The organism is Pseudonocardia sp. T1-2H (assembly GCF_038039215.1).
Lineage (GTDB): Bacteria > Actinomycetota > Actinomycetes > Mycobacteriales > Pseudonocardiaceae > Pseudonocardia.
Genome location: NZ_JBBPCL010000001.1, coordinates 1,529,478 through 1,545,001 on the forward strand (window position 1 = coordinate 1,529,478; position 15,524 = coordinate 1,545,001).

Below are 15,524 nucleotides of genomic sequence, written 5' to 3' on the forward strand. Positions count from 1 at the left end.
CGGGGCCGACTTCACCGGCCCCTCCGGCTGATCGGTGCGCTCCGGGATCTGCTCGTCCGACACCGTCGTCCTCCCTCGTTCCTGTCCACCGAGGTCCGGTGGACGCCCCACCTGACGGAGGGGCCGTACGCGTGCCGGCCAGGTCACGACCTGCGACCGCCGGTTCCGGAATTGAAACAGTTCGGCGTGTCACGCGAAACAGTTGCCGCTCGTACGTGCCTCTCAGCGGCGGATCCTGATCGACGAGTCGCGCCCCCCGGCCCCGGAAGGCGTGATCTGCGCACGCTCCGGGCTCTTCCGTGCGCGGAGCGTGACCGCGCGGTCGGCGGATAGGATCGGCACCCGTGCTTCCCATGGTCGTCGTGCTGCCACAGCCTCCGCTGCTCGTCCCCGAGCTCGCCACGGGCGCGGCCGCCGAGACGGAGGAGCTGCGGGCGGCCTGTCGCTCCGCCGCGGCCGGGCTCGCGTCGGTCGCCCCCGAATGGATCGCCGTCGGGTCGGACGCCAGGGGCCGGCGGACCGTCCGGCCGGAGGCGGTCGGGACGTTCGCCGGGTTCGGCGTCGACGTCAGGGTCCCGCTGGACACCACCGCCCCGGCCGACGGCCCGGATCCCGATCTCGCGTTGCCCCTGTTGATCGCGGCCTGGGCCGCGGGCACGACCGGCGCACCCGTGCGGATCCGCGGCGAGCTCGTCGCCCCGGACGCCGGCCCGGAGGAGTGCGCGCGGCTCGGTGCCGACCTGGCCGCGGAGTGCGCGGCGGCGGCCGGACCGGTCGGGCTGCTGATCGTCGGGGACGGGGCCGCGACGCACACCGACAAGGCGCCCGGCCATCTCGACGAGCGCGCCGGGCCGTTCGACGACGCCGTCGCCAAGGCTCTCGAGTCCGCGGACGCCGCGGCGCTCGCGGCCCTCGACCCGGTCGTCGCGGCGGAGCTGTGGGCCGCGGGCCGGGCGCCCTGGCAGGTGCTGGCGGGAGCGTGTCCGCAGGGACGGCGCGGCGAGCTGCTGCACTCGTCGGCGCCGTTCGGCGTGGCCTACCACGTGGCCGTGTGGACGTGACCCGGCTCGTCGCCGTCGTCGGCCCGACGGCCACCGGCAAGTCCGATCTCGCGCTCGACCTCGCCGAGGCCCTCGACGGCGAGATCGTCAACGCGGACGCCATGCAGCTCTACCGCGGGATGGACGTGGGAACCGCGAAGCTGACCGTGCCCGAGCGCCGCGGGATCCCGCACCACCAGCTCGACGTCCTGGACGTCACCGAGACCGCGTCCGTCGCCGTCTACCAGCGTGAGGCGCGAACGGTGATCGAGCGGCTGCTGGCCGCGGGCCGCACGCCGGTGCTGGTCGGCGGGTCCGGGCTCTACATCCAGGCGGTCGTCGACGAGCTGGAGTTCCCCGGCACGGACCCGCAGGTCCGGGGGCGGCTGGAGACCGAGCTGGCCCGGGTCGGCGCGCCGACGCTGCACCGGCGGCTCGCGGAGGTGGACCCGGTGGCCGCCGAGGCCGTGCTGCCGAGCAACGGGCGCCGGATCGTCCGGGCGCTGGAGGTCGTGGAGCTGACGGGCCGCCCGTTCAGCGCGAACCTGCCCGGGACGCGGCCGCCCCGCTACGACGCCGTCCTGCTCGGCGTGGACCGAAACACCGCCGAGCTCGACGAGCGGGTGGCGCTGCGGGTGGACCGGATGCTGGCCGACGGGTTGGTCGAGGAGACCCGCGAGCTGGTCGGACGCGGCCTGCGGGAGGGCCGGACCGCGTCCCGGGCGCTCGGCTACCAGCAGGTCCTGGCCGCGTTCGACGGCGAGTACCCGCTGGAGACCGCCGCGGAGGAGACCGTCCGTCGCACCCGCCGGTTCGTCCGTCGGCAGCGTTCCTGGTTCCGCCGGGACCGCCGGATCCACTGGCTCGACGGCGCGGAGCCGGAACTGTCGGCGCGGGCTCGTAGGCTGGTCGGGTGAGTGACGGGATCGCCTTCGCCAAGGGCCACGGGACGCAGAACGACTTCGTCGTGCTGCCGGACGCGCAGGGTGCGCTCGCGCTGACCCCGCAGCGGGTGGCCGCCCTGTGCGACCGCCACCGCGGCCTGGGCGCGGACGGGGTGCTGCGCGTGGTCCGCTGGTCGGCGCTCGGCTCCGGGGGCCCGGCGCCCGAGGCCGGCGTCGAGTGGTTCATGGACTACCGCAACGCGGACGGCAGCACCGCGGAGATGTGCGGCAACGGTGTCCGGGTCTTCGCGCGCTACCTCGAACAGGCCGGCTGGCTGGGCGAGGGACCGCTGCGGATCGGCACCCGCGCCGGGGTCAAGGACGTCACCTTCGCCGACGGCGAGGTGTCCGTCGAGATGGGGCGCGCGCGGGTCGGGGAGCCGTCCACCGCGCTCGTCGCGGGCCGGGAGTTCGACGGCGTCGCGATCGACGTCGGGAACCCGCACCTCGCGTGCGTCACCGACGCGGCCATCCCGGCACTGGACCTCACCTCGCCGCCCCTGCACGACGAGGCGGCGTTCCCGAACGGCGTGAACGTCGAGTTCGTGTCCCCGATCGGGACGGACGGCGTCGCGATGCGCGTGCACGAGCGCGGCGTGGGGGAGACCCGCTCCTGCGGGACGGGCACCGTCGCGGCCGTCGTCGCGGCGCTGCGGGCGGCCGGGCGGGAGTCCGGCACCGTGCCCGTGGAGACCCCCGGCGGGCGGCTGCGGGTGACCGTCCGGGACGGAGGCGCCTCCACCGTGCTGCACGGTCCGGCGGTCCTGGTCGCGCACGGTGAGCTGGATCGGTCCTGGTGGGATGCGCTGCGGTGACGTCGGACAAGGCAGCGCCAATCGGGCGGACAGGGAACGCGGAACGTGGGACACTGGGTGTCACGATGACTGAAACCCCCCTGAGCACGACCCCGCGAACCACCTCGCCCGGCTTCACCGCCGACCCCCGCTTCGACGCTCGGCGTCCCGATCCCTCCCGCGGGGACATGGAGCTGGAGGAGCGCACGTCGCTCCGCCGCGTCGCGGGCCTGTCCACCGAGCTCACGGACATCACCGAGGTCGAGTACCGGCAGCTGCGGCTGGAGCGGGTCGTCCTCGTCGGGGTCTGGACGGAGGGCACGTCCGAGCAGGCCAACGCCTCCCTCGTGGAGCTCGCGCGGCTCGCCGAGACCGCCGGCTCCGAGGTGCTCGACGGCCTCGTGCAGCGGCGAAGCTCGCCGGACCCGGCCACGTTCATCGGCTCCGGCAAGGTCGAGGAGCTCAAGCTCGCCGTGCAGCAGGCCGAGGCGGACACCGTGATCTGCGACGGCGAACTCTCGCCCGGCCAGCTCCGCCAGCTGGAGGAGAAGCTCAAGGTCAAGGTGATCGACCGGACCGCGCTGATCCTGGACATCTTCGCCCAGCACGCCCAGTCGCGGGACGGCAAGGCGCAGGTCGAGCTGGCCCAGCTGTCCTACCTGCTCCCGCGCCTGCGCGGCTGGGGCGAGGCGCTGTCCCGGCAGGTCGGTGGTCGTGCCGCCGGCGGTGTCGGGATCGGTGGCCGTGGCCCCGGTGAGACGAAGATCGAGCTGGACCGGCGGCGGATCCGCAACCGCATGTCGAAGCTGCGTCGCGAGATCAGCGCGATGTCCCGTGTCCGGGACACCCAGCGCGGCGGCCGCCGGAAGACCGAGATCCCCGGCGTCGCGATCGTCGGGTACACGAACGCGGGCAAGTCCAGCCTGCTCAACGCTCTGACGAACGCCGGTGTGCTGGTCGAGGACGCGCTGTTCGCGACCCTGGACCCCACCACCCGGCGCGCCGAGACGCCGGACGGGCGGGCCTACACGCTCACCGACACCGTCGGGTTCGTGCGGCACCTGCCCCACCAGCTCGTCGAGGCGTTCCGGTCGACGCTCGAGGAGTCCGCGCAGGCGGACCTGCTCGTGCACGTCGTGGACGCCTCGGACCCGCTGCCCGAGGACCAGATCGCCGCCGTCCGCAAGGTCCTGGTGGAGATCGGCGAGGCGCACGGCGGCACCATGCCGTCGGAGCTGCTCGTGGTGAACAAGGTGGACGTGGCCGGGGACCTGCAGCTCGCGCGGCTGCGGCACCTCCTGCCGGACGCGGTGTTCGTCTCCGCGTACCGGGGGACGGCGTCGAGCAGCTCAAGGCCCGCCTCGCCGAGCGCCTGCCGCGCCCCGAGGTGGACCTGGAACTGCTCGTCCCCTACACCGAGGGCGGCCTCGTCGCCCGGCTGCACACCGAGGCCGAGGTGCTCGAACTCGAGCACGTCGGCGAGGGAACCCGGCTGCACGTGCGCGTGGGGCCGGAGCTCGCCGTGGTCGCGGCGCCATATCTGGTGGGGGAGGCGCCCCGGTCTGCGGTCGCCATCGCTCCCGCTGTGGACGACGAGCTGCGGCGCGTGGCCCGGCGCTGACCTGCGTCCCTCCGTCGAGAAGCCGCACGTGAACGCACGTCCCGCCGCGCGCGGTGCGGTGGTCACGCTCGTCCTCCTGGTGCTCGGCGTGCTCGGCACCGGATCCGCCTCCGCGGATCCGGTGAGCCTGTGCACGGTCGAGGACCCGCGGCTGCTCGAGCTGTCCGGGTTGGCCGTCGGGCCGTCGGGTGAGGTGTGGGCGATGGCGGACAGCGGACGCCAGGTGCGCCTGCAGCGCCTCGACCCGAACACGTGCGCCATCGTCGAGACGCGCACCGCGGACGTCGACCCGCTGGACGCGGAGGACCTCGCCCTGGGCCCGGACGGCACGTTCTGGGTCGCGGACACGGGGGACAACACCCGCCGCCGGGAGACGGTCGCGCTGATCGCGGTGCCACCTCGCGGGGAGGCGCGGCTGCACCGGCTGACGTATCCCGACGGGGCGCACGACGCCGAGGCGGTGCTCGTCGGGGCGGACGGCGTGCCCGTGATCATCACCAAGGAGGTGCTCGGCTCCGCCGGGGTGTACCGCCCGGCCGGGCCTCTCGCCGAACCCGGGCCGACGCCGCTGACCAGGGTCGGAACGGTCGTGCTCCCACGGTCGGACTCCTCCGGCGGCCCCGTCGGGGACCTCGGCTCGTACACGGTCACCGGCGGCGCGACCAGTGCGGACGGCTCGGTCGTCGCCCTGCGGACCTACACCGACGCCTGGCTCTACCGGATGCCCCGGGGATCCGCGGACGTCGTCGCCGCGCTGGACGGGGTGCCGACGAGGGTCCCGCTGCCGGACGAGCCCCAGGGCGAGGCGCTGGCGTTCCTGCCCGACGGCACGCTGCTCTCCGGATCGGAGACGCGGGGGCTCGGCGAGGGGAAGCCCGGGCGGTTCCGGGGGCCGCGGCGCTCGCCCTCGCCGCCCCCGCGGCGTCGGCCACGGGGCCGGCGGCGCCGGCGGTCGTGGTCCCGCCCGAACGCGCGCCGGAGTGGCGGCCGGCGGTGATCGGCGGCGCGATCGCGGTCGGGCTGCTCGCGCTCGGGGCCGCCGCGATGGCGCTGCACGGCCACCGTCGCCGTTGATCGCTCTCGTCGTCCGGGCCGGGGCCTCCCGTGTGACGTCCGCGTTACCGATGAGCCGGACGTGATCGTGTCCGGGCCCTCGCCGCCTAGTGTTCCTCCGAGGGCCGAACGGGGTCGAGGAGCGGGAAGGGGTGCCGAGGTGCCGATCGTGGCCGCCTACGAGGACACGCCCGGCGGGCACGACGCGCTCGTCCTCGGCGCCCAGCTGGCTCGCCTCACCGGGCTCACCGCCGTCGTCGCCACGGTCTACCCGACCGACGGGATCGGGCTCTCGGCGATCGCCCGGGACCCGCGCTGGCGGGAGAAGGCCGAGGCGGTGGCGCGGGAGCGCTTCGGTCGCGCCCGAGCGGTGATCGACCGCGAGTGGGACTCGGCCGAGATGGAGTTCACCCCGCTGGGCCCCGGCCCGGCCGCACCCGCGCTGGTCGACCACGCCGACGACGTCGGGGCCGCGGTCCTGGTGGTCGGTTCGACGGCCGGCGGTCTCGTCGGCCGCCTCGCGCCGGGCAAGACGGTGCAGCGGCTGCTCCCGATGGCCCGCTGCCCGATCGCGATCGCCCCGCGTGGCTACCGGCACTTCGCCGAGAAGCGGATCTCCAGCATCGGGGTGGCCTACGACGGGACCGCCGAGTCCGACCAGGCCATCGTCGTGGCGGTGCACCTGGCGAGCCGGACCGGCGCGGCGCTCCGGTTCGTCGTGGTCGCGACGGATCCGGGCGCGGTGCACGAGGCCAAGAAGACGGCGCAGAAGGGTGTGTCCCGGGTCCCCGCCGAGATCGACACACTCGTCGACGTCGTGATCGGCCGCCACGTCGCCCACACCCTGGCGGACCTGCCGGAGCGGACGGACCTGCTCGTCGTCGGTTCCCGCGGGTACCGGTTCATGCGACGGCTGCTGCTCGGGAGCGTGACCGGGTCGCTGGTGCGCAGCGCCCGCTACCCCGTCGTGGTCGTCCCGATTCCGGAGCCGTGACCGGCCCCGGGGCGCGCGAAGACCGACCTCAGAGCCGGCGCAGGACCGCGACGACGCGGCCGAGGATGCTGGCCTCGTCGCCGGGGATGGGCTCGTACGCGGAGTTGGCCGGCATCAGCCAGACGTGCCCGTCGCGCCGCTTCAGGGTCTTCACCGTGGCCTCGCCGTCGATCATCGCGGCCACGATCTCACCTTGTTCGGCGACCGGCTGCTGACGCACGACCACCCAGTCCCCGTCCGTGATGGCGGCCTCGATCATCGAGTCCCCCTTCACGTTCAGCAGGAACAGCTCGCCCTCGCCGACGATCTCGCGGGGGAGCGGGAACACGTTCTCCACGGCCTGCTCGGCGAGGATGGGGCCACCGGCGGCGATGTTGCCGAGCAGCGGCACGTAGGCCGGCGACGGGCGCTCGGAGCGCATCGCGACGTCCGCCTCGGTGCCCGTGCCGGAATCGACGTCGGCGAGGTCCTCGGGGCTGCGGACGTCCACGGCGCGGGTCCGGTTGGGATCACGCCGCAGGTAGCCCTTCCGCTCGAGGGTGCGCAGCTGGTGATGCACCGAGGAGGTGGACGTGAGGCCGACGGCGTCGCCGATCTCGCGCACGCTGGGCGGGTAGCCGAAACGGTCCACCCAGTCCTTGATCACCTCGAGCACCTTGCGCTGCCGGGGGGTGAGGCCCACCGGATCCGCGGGGGGATCGGGGAAGGCGCGCACCTGCCCGGGCTTCGCTCCGGCACCGACGCCACCGGCCCGACCGTTCCCCGGGCCCGCGCCGCTGCCGGACTCGTCCCGTGCCATCTGCCCTGCCGCCTCCTTCGTCTGCGTCCCGGCCCTCGTGCCCGGCCGGCTCTTCCCGGCCCCGGACCGCGGCCCGGGCCTCCTGCCGGCCGACCGGGTGCCGCGCCTTCGGCGCGGCACCTCGCCGTCGCCGGCCGGAGCATCGTGACAGACCGTAGCCCGTTCCGGCCGGTTCGCCAAACACATGTTCGAACGACACCCGAGATTTTTCGGCGCGGATCGTCGTGTCCGGAGCGACGGGGTGGTACAACATCGCACAGACGTTCGATCGAACACATGTGCGAGATCCGGCCGATGAGCGGCGCGGACGAGGACGGGAGACGCGGAGATGGCACCCAGCGCGGTGGCGGAGCGGCAGGACCCGACGACCCGGCGGGCGGTGCCCGGACGGGAGCCGGCGGTCGGCGCCCTCGCGCCGGTGATCCCGTTGCGCCGCGGTCCCCGTGCCGTTCCCGCTCCCGCCGGTTCGCCCACGCCGCCACGGGTCCCGGGACGCACGAGGCCGTCGCCGGTCCGCCGGGGCGGCACCCGGGAGCGGGTCGTGAGGCCCGGCGTGGCGCGGGCGCGGGCCCGCCGGCGCCCGGTCGGCGAGGCTCGCCACCGGCTGCGTCGCCTCGTCGCCGGGCTCGCCGTGACGCTCGCCTCGACCGCGGCGGTGGTCGGCCTCGGCCTGATCGCGGACGCCGCAGGCGCCGCCGCGGCCCGGTCGACCGTGCCCGACGGGACGCGGCTCGTCGTCACCGGTCCCTCGGACACGGCCTGGGACGTCGCGCGGCGCGTGGCCCCCGAGGCGGACACGGCCGCCGTCGTGGAGCGCATCCTCGCGGACAACGGCCTCACCTCGGTCGCCCTGGAGCCCGGCCGGACCCTGCGCGTCCCGGCCTGACCGACGCCCGGACGCGCGATCCACGGTTCTTGTCGGGGGTCGCTGATAGACCTCGCACAGGCGTTCGAGGACGCCCGGGCATCGGTCCGGGCGCGGTCGAACCGCCGCGGGGAGGTCGTCATGGATCTCGGGAACCACACGAACGACGCGCGCCCGGCCGTCACCGGTCGGCGGCCGCCGAGGGGCGCGGGGGAGGGTGGACGGCCGGGGCCGCGAGCGGCGCGCCGGCGCGCGGAGAGCGCGGGCCCGACGGCGGTCCGAGGTGCCCGGCGCGGACGTGGGGACGCGACGGTGCCGATCGCCCCGCGGCGGACCGGCGCCGGCCGAAACGCGGCCTGCGGACGGCCCGCCGGTGGTCGTCCGGTCGGTGGAGCGCAGGGGCGCCAGGCCGAGGACCTCCATCCGGGAGCCGGCGCGCGGGAGGGGTTAGTCCGCCGTGCCGTCCCGCGGGCGCGGCTCGCCCTCGGCGTACCCCGTGAGGTCCTCGCCCTCCGCGCTCCGCATCGGGGCGGTGGGCGCCCCGCCGGTGTCGATCGGGGCTTTGGGGGTTCGCTGCGGGTCTCCTCGCGGCGGCCGGACCGGATGTGTGTCGCCCGCCGTCCGCGACGACTTCCGGTCGGGTTCGTCCCGCGGCCCGTCCTCGGTCGGCCGGACCGCTTCCTGGCCGGCCTGGCCGTCGTGACGGCCAGCGCCACGGCCGTGGTGCTGCTCGGGCTGCTCGCCGATCTCGCTGCGTCGTGACCGTGGGCCGCGGGAGCGCGGGCACCGGGTTGCTGGGCCGGACTGCCGGGGCCGTCCACCGCTCGCCACGGTCCGTGTCGGTCCGGCACCCGCGTCCGGGGCCACGCCAGGCCGACACGCCCGGTGCGGAGCGCCCCGGAGGGGCGATGCGTTCCCCGCATCTGCCCGGCGTGTCGCCGACGCGACGAGCGGTCGGCGCGTGCAGATGCGGCCGTCGTCCCCGAGTGTCGCCCTCGCGTCATCCACGTGACCTGCAGGGCGTCACTGGGTGTCGCCGAGGCGCCACTGTGAAGCCACCGGGCGGCGTTCGGAGATCGTGTGGAAGCCTTCTTCCCACGATCGGGCGAGAGTCGGGGACATCCGGGGTCAGCGATGGCCAGGCCCCACATGTTGTGGTTACATCTGTGTTGTTCGCCTACAGGTTGGGTTTCGCCCAGCCGATTCGGTTCGGCGAGGTCTTCGGGGGAGGTTGCTCGTGCGGTGTCCGTTCTGTCGTCACTCGGACTGCCGGGTCATCGACTCCCGTGAGGTCGAGGACGGCCAGGCCACCCGTCGCCGCCGCTCGTGCGCGGCGTGCGGCAAGCGGTTCACCACGGTCGAGGAGGCCGTGCTCGCCGTCGTCAAGCGCAGCGGCGTCACCGAACCGTTCAGCCGGGACAAGGTCGTCAGCGGCGTACGACGCGCCTGTCAGGGGAGGCCGGTCCACGAGGATGCGCTGCAGCAGCTGGCGCACCGCGTGGAGGAGGCCGTCCGGGCGGGCGGCACGGCCGAGCTGCCCAGCCATGAGGTCGGGCTGGCGATCCTCGGACCGTTGAAGGAGCTCGACGAGGTGGCGTACCTGCGCTTCGCGAGCGTCTACCGTTCGTTCTCCTCCATCGAGGACTTCGAGAAGGAGATCGCCGATCTGCGCGAGGCGGCTGCCGGGGAAGCAGCCGAACCGCGGGACCGGGAGGCGCGTGATCCCGTCGCGCGGCGCACCGGCGCCGGGCGTGGCGAGGCCACGCGCGAATAGGGGCGAGATCGAGGGGCCGACAGCGGTGCCGACTCCCGAGCAGACCCGGTCCGAGACCGTCCCGTCACCCCAGTGGGTGGGACGGCGAAAGAACACGTTCGGATTGTGAGAGGGAGAGCATGACGGAGACCGTCGGGGCGGAAGCCTCGGACAGGACGTCCTCGGGGGGCGGCGCGACGCGGGCCAGGCGCGGAGCGGAGAAGGCGGACGGGAACGGTACGGCGAAGCGCAAGCGCGGTGCCGGCCTGACGGTCGAGCGCCTCTACACCACCGCCGGTGTGCACCCCTACGACGAGGTGACCTGGGAGCGCCGGGACGTCGTCATGACGAACTGGCGGGACGGCACCGTCAACTTCGAGCAGCGCGGCGTGGAGTTCCCGGACTTCTGGTCGCTCAACGCCACCAACATCGTCACCAGCAAGTACTTCCGCGGCGCCGTCGGCAGCGCCACCCGGGAGTCGAGCCTGCGCGCCCTGATCGACCGGGTCGTCGGCAGCTACCACCGCGCAGGCGTGGAGCACGGCTACTTCGCCACGGACGAGGATGCCGAGATCTTCGCCCAGGAGCTCACCTGGATGCTCTTGCACCAGGTGTTCAGCTTCAACTCGCCGGTGTGGTTCAACGTCGGCACCGCCTCGCCGCAGCAGGTCAGCGCCTGCTTCATCCTCTCGGTCGACGACACGATGGAGTCGATCCTGAACTGGTACCGCGAGGAGGGCCTGATCTTCAAGGGCGGCTCCGGTGCCGGCCTCAACCTCTCCCGGATCCGCTCGTCGAAGGAGCTGCTGTCCTCCGGCGGCACCGCGTCGGGCCCGGTCTCCTTCATGCGCGGCGCGGACGCGAGCGCCGGGACGATCAAGTCCGGCGGCGCCACCCGGCGGGCCGCGAAGATGGTCGTGCTGGACGTCGACCACCCGGACATCGAGGAGTTCGTCGCCACGAAGGCCAAGGAGGAGGCCAAGGTCCGCGTACTGCGGGACGCGGGCTTCGACATGGACCTCGGCGGTTCGGACATCACCTCGGTCCAGTACCAGAACGCCAACAACTCGGTCCGCGTGACGGACGAGTTCATGCGCGCGGTCGAGGAGGGTACGGACTTCGGCCTGCGTTCCCGCACCACCGGTGAGGTCATCGAGCGCACGGACGCGCGGAACCTGTTCCGCGGCATCGCCCAGGCGGCCTGGGAGTGCGCGGACCCCGGCATCCAGTACGACGACACGATCAACGACTGGCACACCTGCCCGGAGTCGGGCCGGATCAGCGCGTCGAACCCGTGCTCCGAGTACATGCACCTGGACAACTCCAGCTGCAACCTCGCGTCGCTGAACCTGCTGAAGTTCCTGGGCGACGACGGCGCGTTCGACGCCCCGAAGTTCGCCAGGGCGGTCGAGATGATCATCACGGCGATGGACATCTCGATCTGCTTCGCGGACTTCCCGACCGAGCCGATCGCGGAGACCACCCGCAAGTTCCGCCAGCTCGGCATCGGCTACGCCAACCTGGGTGCGCTGCTCATGGCCACCGGTCACGCGTACGACTCGGACGGCGGGCGCGCACTCGCCGCCTCGATCACCTCGCTGATGACCGGTGCGGCGTACAAGCGCTCCGCCGAGCTCGCCGGCGTCGTCGGCCCCTACGAGGGCTATGCCCGCAACGCCGAGGCGCACCAGCGCGTCATGCGCAAGCACGCCTCGGCCAACGACGGCTACCGGACCTACCCGGCCAGCACCGCGATCCAGAAGCTCGCCACGATCACCTGGAAGGACGCGCTGGCCACCGGCGAGCGCAACGGCTGGCGCAACGCGCAGGCCTCCGTCCTGGCCCCGACGGGCACGATCGGCCTGATGATGGACTGCGACACGACCGGCATCGAGCCGGACCTGGCGCTGGTCAAGTTCAAGAAGCTGGTCGGCGGCGGCTCCATGCAGATCGTCAACCAGACCGTGCGCCGCGCGCTGGACAAGCTGGGCTACCAGCCCGAGCAGGCCGAGGCCATCGTCGAGTACGTCGCCGAGCACGGGCACGTCGTGGACGCGCCGGGCCTGCGCCCGGAGCACTACGAGGTCTTCGACTGCGCCATGGGCGAGCGGGTCATCGCCGCGATGGGCCACGTCCGGATGATGGCCGCGGTGCAGCCGTTCCTGTCCGGCGCGATCTCCAAGACGGTCAACATGCCGGAGACGGCGACGGTCGACGACATCGAGCGCGTCTACATGGACGGCTGGAAGCTCGGCCTCAAGGCGCTCGCGATCTACCGGGACAACTGCAAGGTCGGGCAGCCGCTGTCCGCCGGCAAGGCCGCCCGCAAGGACGCGGAGCCCGAGACCGTCACGGTCGTCGAGCAGCGTCCCGTCCGTCGCCGGCTGCCGAAGAAGCGTCCGAGCGAGACGGTGTCCTTCACCGTCGCGGGCGCCGAGGGGTACCTGACCGCCGGTTCCTACCCGGACGACGGCCTCGGCGAGATCTTCGTCAAGCTCGGCAAGCAGGGCTCCACGCTCGCCGGTGTGATGGACGCGTTCTCCATGTCGATCTCGGTGGGCCTGCAGTACGGGATCCCGCTCGAGTTCTACGTCTCGAAGTTCTCGAACCTGCGCTTCGAGCCGGCGGGCATGACGGACGACCCGGACGTCCGGATCGCCACGAGCGTCCTGGACTACCTGTTCCGGCGGCTCGCGCTGGACCACCTGCCCTACGAGAAGCGCGCCCAGCTGGGCATCTTCTCCGCGGCGGAGCGCACCAGCCAGGTCGCCGAGAGCTACGGCCCGGGGGACTTCGGCGCGGACGTCGACATCGACGCCATCCGTTCCGGCGTCGACGCCACCCCGGCGGCGGCCGAGCCGGTGGGCGTCGACCCGGCGCCGGTCGAGGTCGGCAGCTCCACGGAGCTCCTCGAGCTGCGGCTGGGCAAGGCGGCCGACGCGCCGCTCTGCCTCACCTGCGGCACGAAGATGCGCCCGGCGGGCTCCTGCTACCTCTGCGAGGGCTGCGGCTCCACCAGCGGCTGCAGCTGACCCCTCCGTACGCCCCGACGGGCCCGGCACCTCACGGTGCCGGGCCCGTCGGCCGTTTCCGGCGCGAGGCTTCCGGCGCTCGAGTGGCTCAAGCAGCGCAGGATGACGCTTGAGCCACTCGAGCGCCGGGGACAGGTCGTGGGGGTCCCGCCGGCCGACGCCGTCGCGCAGACCGCCGGGACGGTCGCGCTCGCCGTGGTCGCTGCGCTCCTGCTGCTCCGCACGACGGGCCGGGTCAGGTCGCGGACCGCTCCTCCGCCGGGCTGACCGGCCTCGTCGCCCCGCCCGTCGCCCGCAGCAGCTGCCGCCACTGCTCGGGACTCCACCGCGCCGGCTCGGTGGAGCCCAGAAAGTCCTCGAGCAGCCCGACGAACCGCGCGGGGTCGGTGTGGAAGGGGAAGTGCCCGGCCTCGGGGAAGATCTCCAGCCGGCTGCCGGGCATCGCCTCGTGCGCCCGGTACGCGTGCGCGACGGGCACGATCGCGTCCCGCCTGCCCCACACGAGCAGCGTCGGCATCCCGCGCGTCAGGTAGCAGCGGTCGAGCATCGTCACCACCTGGCCGCGCCAGTCCACGACCGCCCGCAGCGTCCGGATGAAGACCGCCCGGGCCGTCGCGTCAGGGAGCGCGTCGACGATCCGGAGCATGTCCGGCGCGTCGAGGCCCAGGGCCGTCCCCAGCACCTTCAGCATCTCGACGGCCGCACCCACCTGCCAGCGCATGCCCGGCAGGCGCAGCGCGTTCAGGGCGAGCGCGGCGCCGGGCATCGACATCAGCCGCAGCCCCGGGTTCACGTCCGGCCCCGCACCCCCGCTGCCGATCAGGACGAGCCGCTCGGTGCGCTCCGGGAACTGGTAGGCGAACTGCATGGCGACGCCACCGCCGAAGGAGTGCCCGACGAGCGTCGCGCGCGGCACCCCGAGCACGCCGAGCAGATCCCGCACTCCGTTCGCGTAGGCGGCGACCGAGTAGTCCGCGCGCGGCTTGTCCGAACGGCCGTGGCCCAGCAGGTCCGGTGCGATCACCAGGTGCCGGCGGGCGAGCGCCGGGAGCACGCTCTCCCAGGTCGTCGAGCTGTCCCCGATGCCGTGGATCAGCACGATCGGCGCTCCGGACCCGGCCACCCGGAACGCCCGCCGGTACCCGTGGACGGTGCGGTAGCGCAGGTCCGCGTCGCGTTGCGGGACCGCGCCGAGCCGCCCGCCGCCGGTGCGTACGCGCGTGGTGGGGCCCATGGCGTCTCCCTCCGCACGGTCTCCTCGCCCCCGCGACGGTAGGCCGGTCGGATTACCGCGGTGTTGCCCGCGCAGAATCTGCGCCGTGATCGATCGTTTCCGGCTCGTGCCCGCCGCCTACGTGGTCCTGCGCCGCGGTCCCGAGGACGGCGGGGAGGTCCTGCTCCAGCTCCGGCGGAACACCGGCTACCGCGACGGCTGGTGGGCGACCGCCGCCGCGGGGCACGTCGAGGCGCGGGAGACCGTCGTGGAGGCGGCGTGCCGGGAGGCGGCGGAGGAGCTGGGCGTCACCGTCGATCCGACCGATCTCGTCCCGCTGACGGCGATGCACCGGACCCATCGCAACGACGACCCGATCGACGAGCGGGTGGACTTCTTCTTCACCTGCCGCCGCTGGACGGGCGATCCGGTCCTGCAGGAGGCGGCGAAGGCCGCGGACCTCGCCTGGTTCCCCGTCGACGCGCTGCCGGAACGGACCGTCCCGCACGAGCGGTTCGTGTTCGAGAGCCTGCCGGCGGGCGGCCCGCCGGCGATCACGACCTTCGGGTTCTCACCCCCGGATCGATCAGCCGAGTGAGAGGGCCTCCGCCGGGTCCTCCGCCGGCAGCTCGTCGACCACGGCGGTGATCATCATCGAGTTCAGGTCCACCCCGCCGTGGTGCGTGGTCAGGAACGCCGTGTCCGAGGCGTCGCGGCCCGTCGAGATCCGGAGCATCGAGCGCCGGGGGGCCAGGCCCGTCGCGTCGACGACCCGCCACTCGGACCCCGTCCACGCCTCGACGACCGCGTGGAAGTCCATCGGGCTCAGCCCCGGGGCGTACACCGCGACCAGGCGAGCCGGCACGTCCCGCGCGCGCAGCAGCGAGACGACCAGGTGCGCGTAGTCCCGGCACACCCCCTCGCCGAGCAGCAGGGTGTCGACGGCGTCGTCCGTCGGCTTGCTGGACCCGGCAATGTAGAGCAGCCGGCCGTTGACCCAGTCGCGGACGGCGTCGATCAGCTTCCCGGTGTCCTCGATGTCCCCGAACTCGTGGGCCGCCGTGGACAACAGCTTGTCCGACGGGCAGTAGCGGCTCGGCCGCATCTGCACGATCCGGTCGTGCTCCTCCGACCCGGGCGGCGCCGGGACCGGGTACGTGCCCTCCACCGACGCCGCGTACTCGACGACCAGGGCCCCCGGGGCACACTCCTCGATCATGTGCACGCGCCCGCCGTAGCCGCCGTCGATCTCGCGCGGGGTGGGCAGCGGGGAGCCGTCCAGGGTCACCACGAGTTCCTCTGCGGTCGTCGGACCCGCGACGGCGATCTGCAGGGACAGCAGTGCCGGTTCGGTGACGGTCAACTCGAGCCGGGCCCTCACGTCACGTCGCATCGCAGGATCGTCGCAGCAACGGA

At 73.8% G+C, this 15,524-nt stretch carries 14 protein-coding genes and 1 pseudogene; 12 read left to right on the forward strand and 3 right to left on the reverse strand.

Going from position 1 to position 15,524, the window contains the following annotated elements; all coding sequences use genetic code 11:
• The first annotated feature begins 353 nt into the window (after positions 1–353).
• The 6 genes and pseudogenes from WBK50_RS07685 to WBK50_RS07710 all read left to right on the forward strand — a co-directional run bounded on the left by WBK50_RS07685 (position 354) and on the right by WBK50_RS07710 (position 6,446).
• A complete protein-coding gene (locus WBK50_RS07685; protein ID WP_341339332.1) occupies positions 354–1,061 on the forward strand; it encodes a hypothetical protein in 708 nt (235 codons plus the stop codon).
• Positions 1,052–1,957: a tRNA (adenosine(37)-N6)-dimethylallyltransferase MiaA gene (miaA, locus tag WBK50_RS07690; RefSeq protein WP_445942234.1), complete on the forward strand. Its 906-nt coding sequence runs from the start codon at positions 1,052–1,054 to the stop codon at positions 1,955–1,957. The genes WBK50_RS07685 and miaA overlap by 10 nt, the downstream gene beginning before the upstream one ends.
• Positions 1,954–2,799: a diaminopimelate epimerase gene (gene dapF, locus WBK50_RS07695; protein ID WP_341334923.1), complete on the forward strand. Its 846-nt coding sequence runs from the start codon at positions 1,954–1,956 to the stop codon at positions 2,797–2,799. The genes miaA and dapF overlap by 4 nt, the downstream gene beginning before the upstream one ends.
• Positions 2,800–2,966: 167 nt before the next feature.
• A pseudogene (hflX, locus tag WBK50_RS07700) lies at positions 2,967–4,399 on the forward strand (GTPase HflX).
• 28 nt (positions 4,400–4,427) lie between these two features.
• Entirely contained in the window at positions 4,428–5,396 is a 969-nt protein-coding gene (locus WBK50_RS07705; RefSeq protein ID WP_341334924.1) for a hypothetical protein, read from the forward strand.
• Positions 5,397–5,621: 225 nt separating this feature from the next.
• Positions 5,622–6,446: a universal stress protein gene (locus WBK50_RS07710; RefSeq protein ID WP_341334925.1), complete on the forward strand. Its 825-nt coding sequence runs from the start codon at positions 5,622–5,624 to the stop codon at positions 6,444–6,446.
• 28 nt (positions 6,447–6,474) lie between these two features.
• Here the strand turns inward: WBK50_RS07710 and lexA are convergent, their stop codons facing one another.
• Positions 6,475–7,245, reverse strand: a complete 771-nt coding sequence (lexA, locus tag WBK50_RS07715) for a transcriptional repressor LexA (protein ID WP_341334926.1) — start codon at positions 7,243–7,245, stop codon at positions 6,475–6,477.
• Positions 7,246–7,573: 328 nt separating this feature from the next.
• Between lexA and WBK50_RS07720 the strand changes: the two genes are divergently transcribed.
• The 5 genes from WBK50_RS07720 (at position 7,574) to WBK50_RS07740 (ending at position 13,162) form a co-directional block, all read left to right on the forward strand.
• Positions 7,574–8,131, forward strand: a complete 558-nt coding sequence (locus WBK50_RS07720) for a LysM peptidoglycan-binding domain-containing protein (protein WP_341334927.1) — start codon at positions 7,574–7,576, stop codon at positions 8,129–8,131.
• Positions 8,132–8,713: 582 nt separating this feature from the next.
• Entirely contained in the window at positions 8,714–8,872 is a 159-nt protein-coding gene (locus WBK50_RS07725; RefSeq protein ID WP_341334928.1) for a hypothetical protein, read from the forward strand.
• Positions 8,873–9,347: 475 nt separating this feature from the next.
• Complete coding sequence (gene nrdR, locus WBK50_RS07730; protein WP_341334929.1) at positions 9,348–9,884, forward strand: transcriptional regulator NrdR; 537 nt, start codon at positions 9,348–9,350, stop codon at positions 9,882–9,884.
• Between the two features lie 119 nt (positions 9,885–10,003).
• Entirely contained in the window at positions 10,004–12,895 is a 2,892-nt protein-coding gene (locus WBK50_RS07735) for a vitamin B12-dependent ribonucleotide reductase (protein WP_341334930.1), read from the forward strand.
• 102 nt (positions 12,896–12,997) lie between these two features.
• Positions 12,998–13,162 (forward strand): hypothetical protein, encoded by a 165-nt coding sequence (locus WBK50_RS07740; RefSeq protein WP_341334931.1) that lies wholly within the window; start codon positions 12,998–13,000, stop codon positions 13,160–13,162.
• Here the strand turns inward: WBK50_RS07740 and WBK50_RS07745 are convergent.
• Positions 13,131–14,129, reverse strand: coding sequence for an alpha/beta fold hydrolase (locus tag WBK50_RS07745; protein ID WP_341334932.1), 999 nt, complete (start codon positions 14,127–14,129; stop codon positions 13,131–13,133). The genes WBK50_RS07740 and WBK50_RS07745 overlap by 32 nt on opposite strands.
• Positions 14,130–14,214: 85 nt before the next feature.
• Here WBK50_RS07745 and WBK50_RS07750 point away from each other — a divergent pair, with 85 nt between their 5' ends.
• On the forward strand, positions 14,215–14,706 hold the full coding sequence (locus WBK50_RS07750; protein WP_341334933.1) for an NUDIX domain-containing protein: 492 nt from the start codon (positions 14,215–14,217) through the stop codon (positions 14,704–14,706).
• Here the strand turns inward: WBK50_RS07750 and WBK50_RS07755 are convergent.
• A complete protein-coding gene (locus WBK50_RS07755) occupies positions 14,695–15,501 on the reverse strand; it encodes a transglutaminase-like domain-containing protein (RefSeq protein WP_341334934.1) in 807 nt (268 codons plus the stop codon). The two genes, WBK50_RS07750 and WBK50_RS07755, sit on opposite strands and share 12 nt — an antisense overlap.
• Positions 15,502–15,524 lie beyond the last annotated feature (23 nt).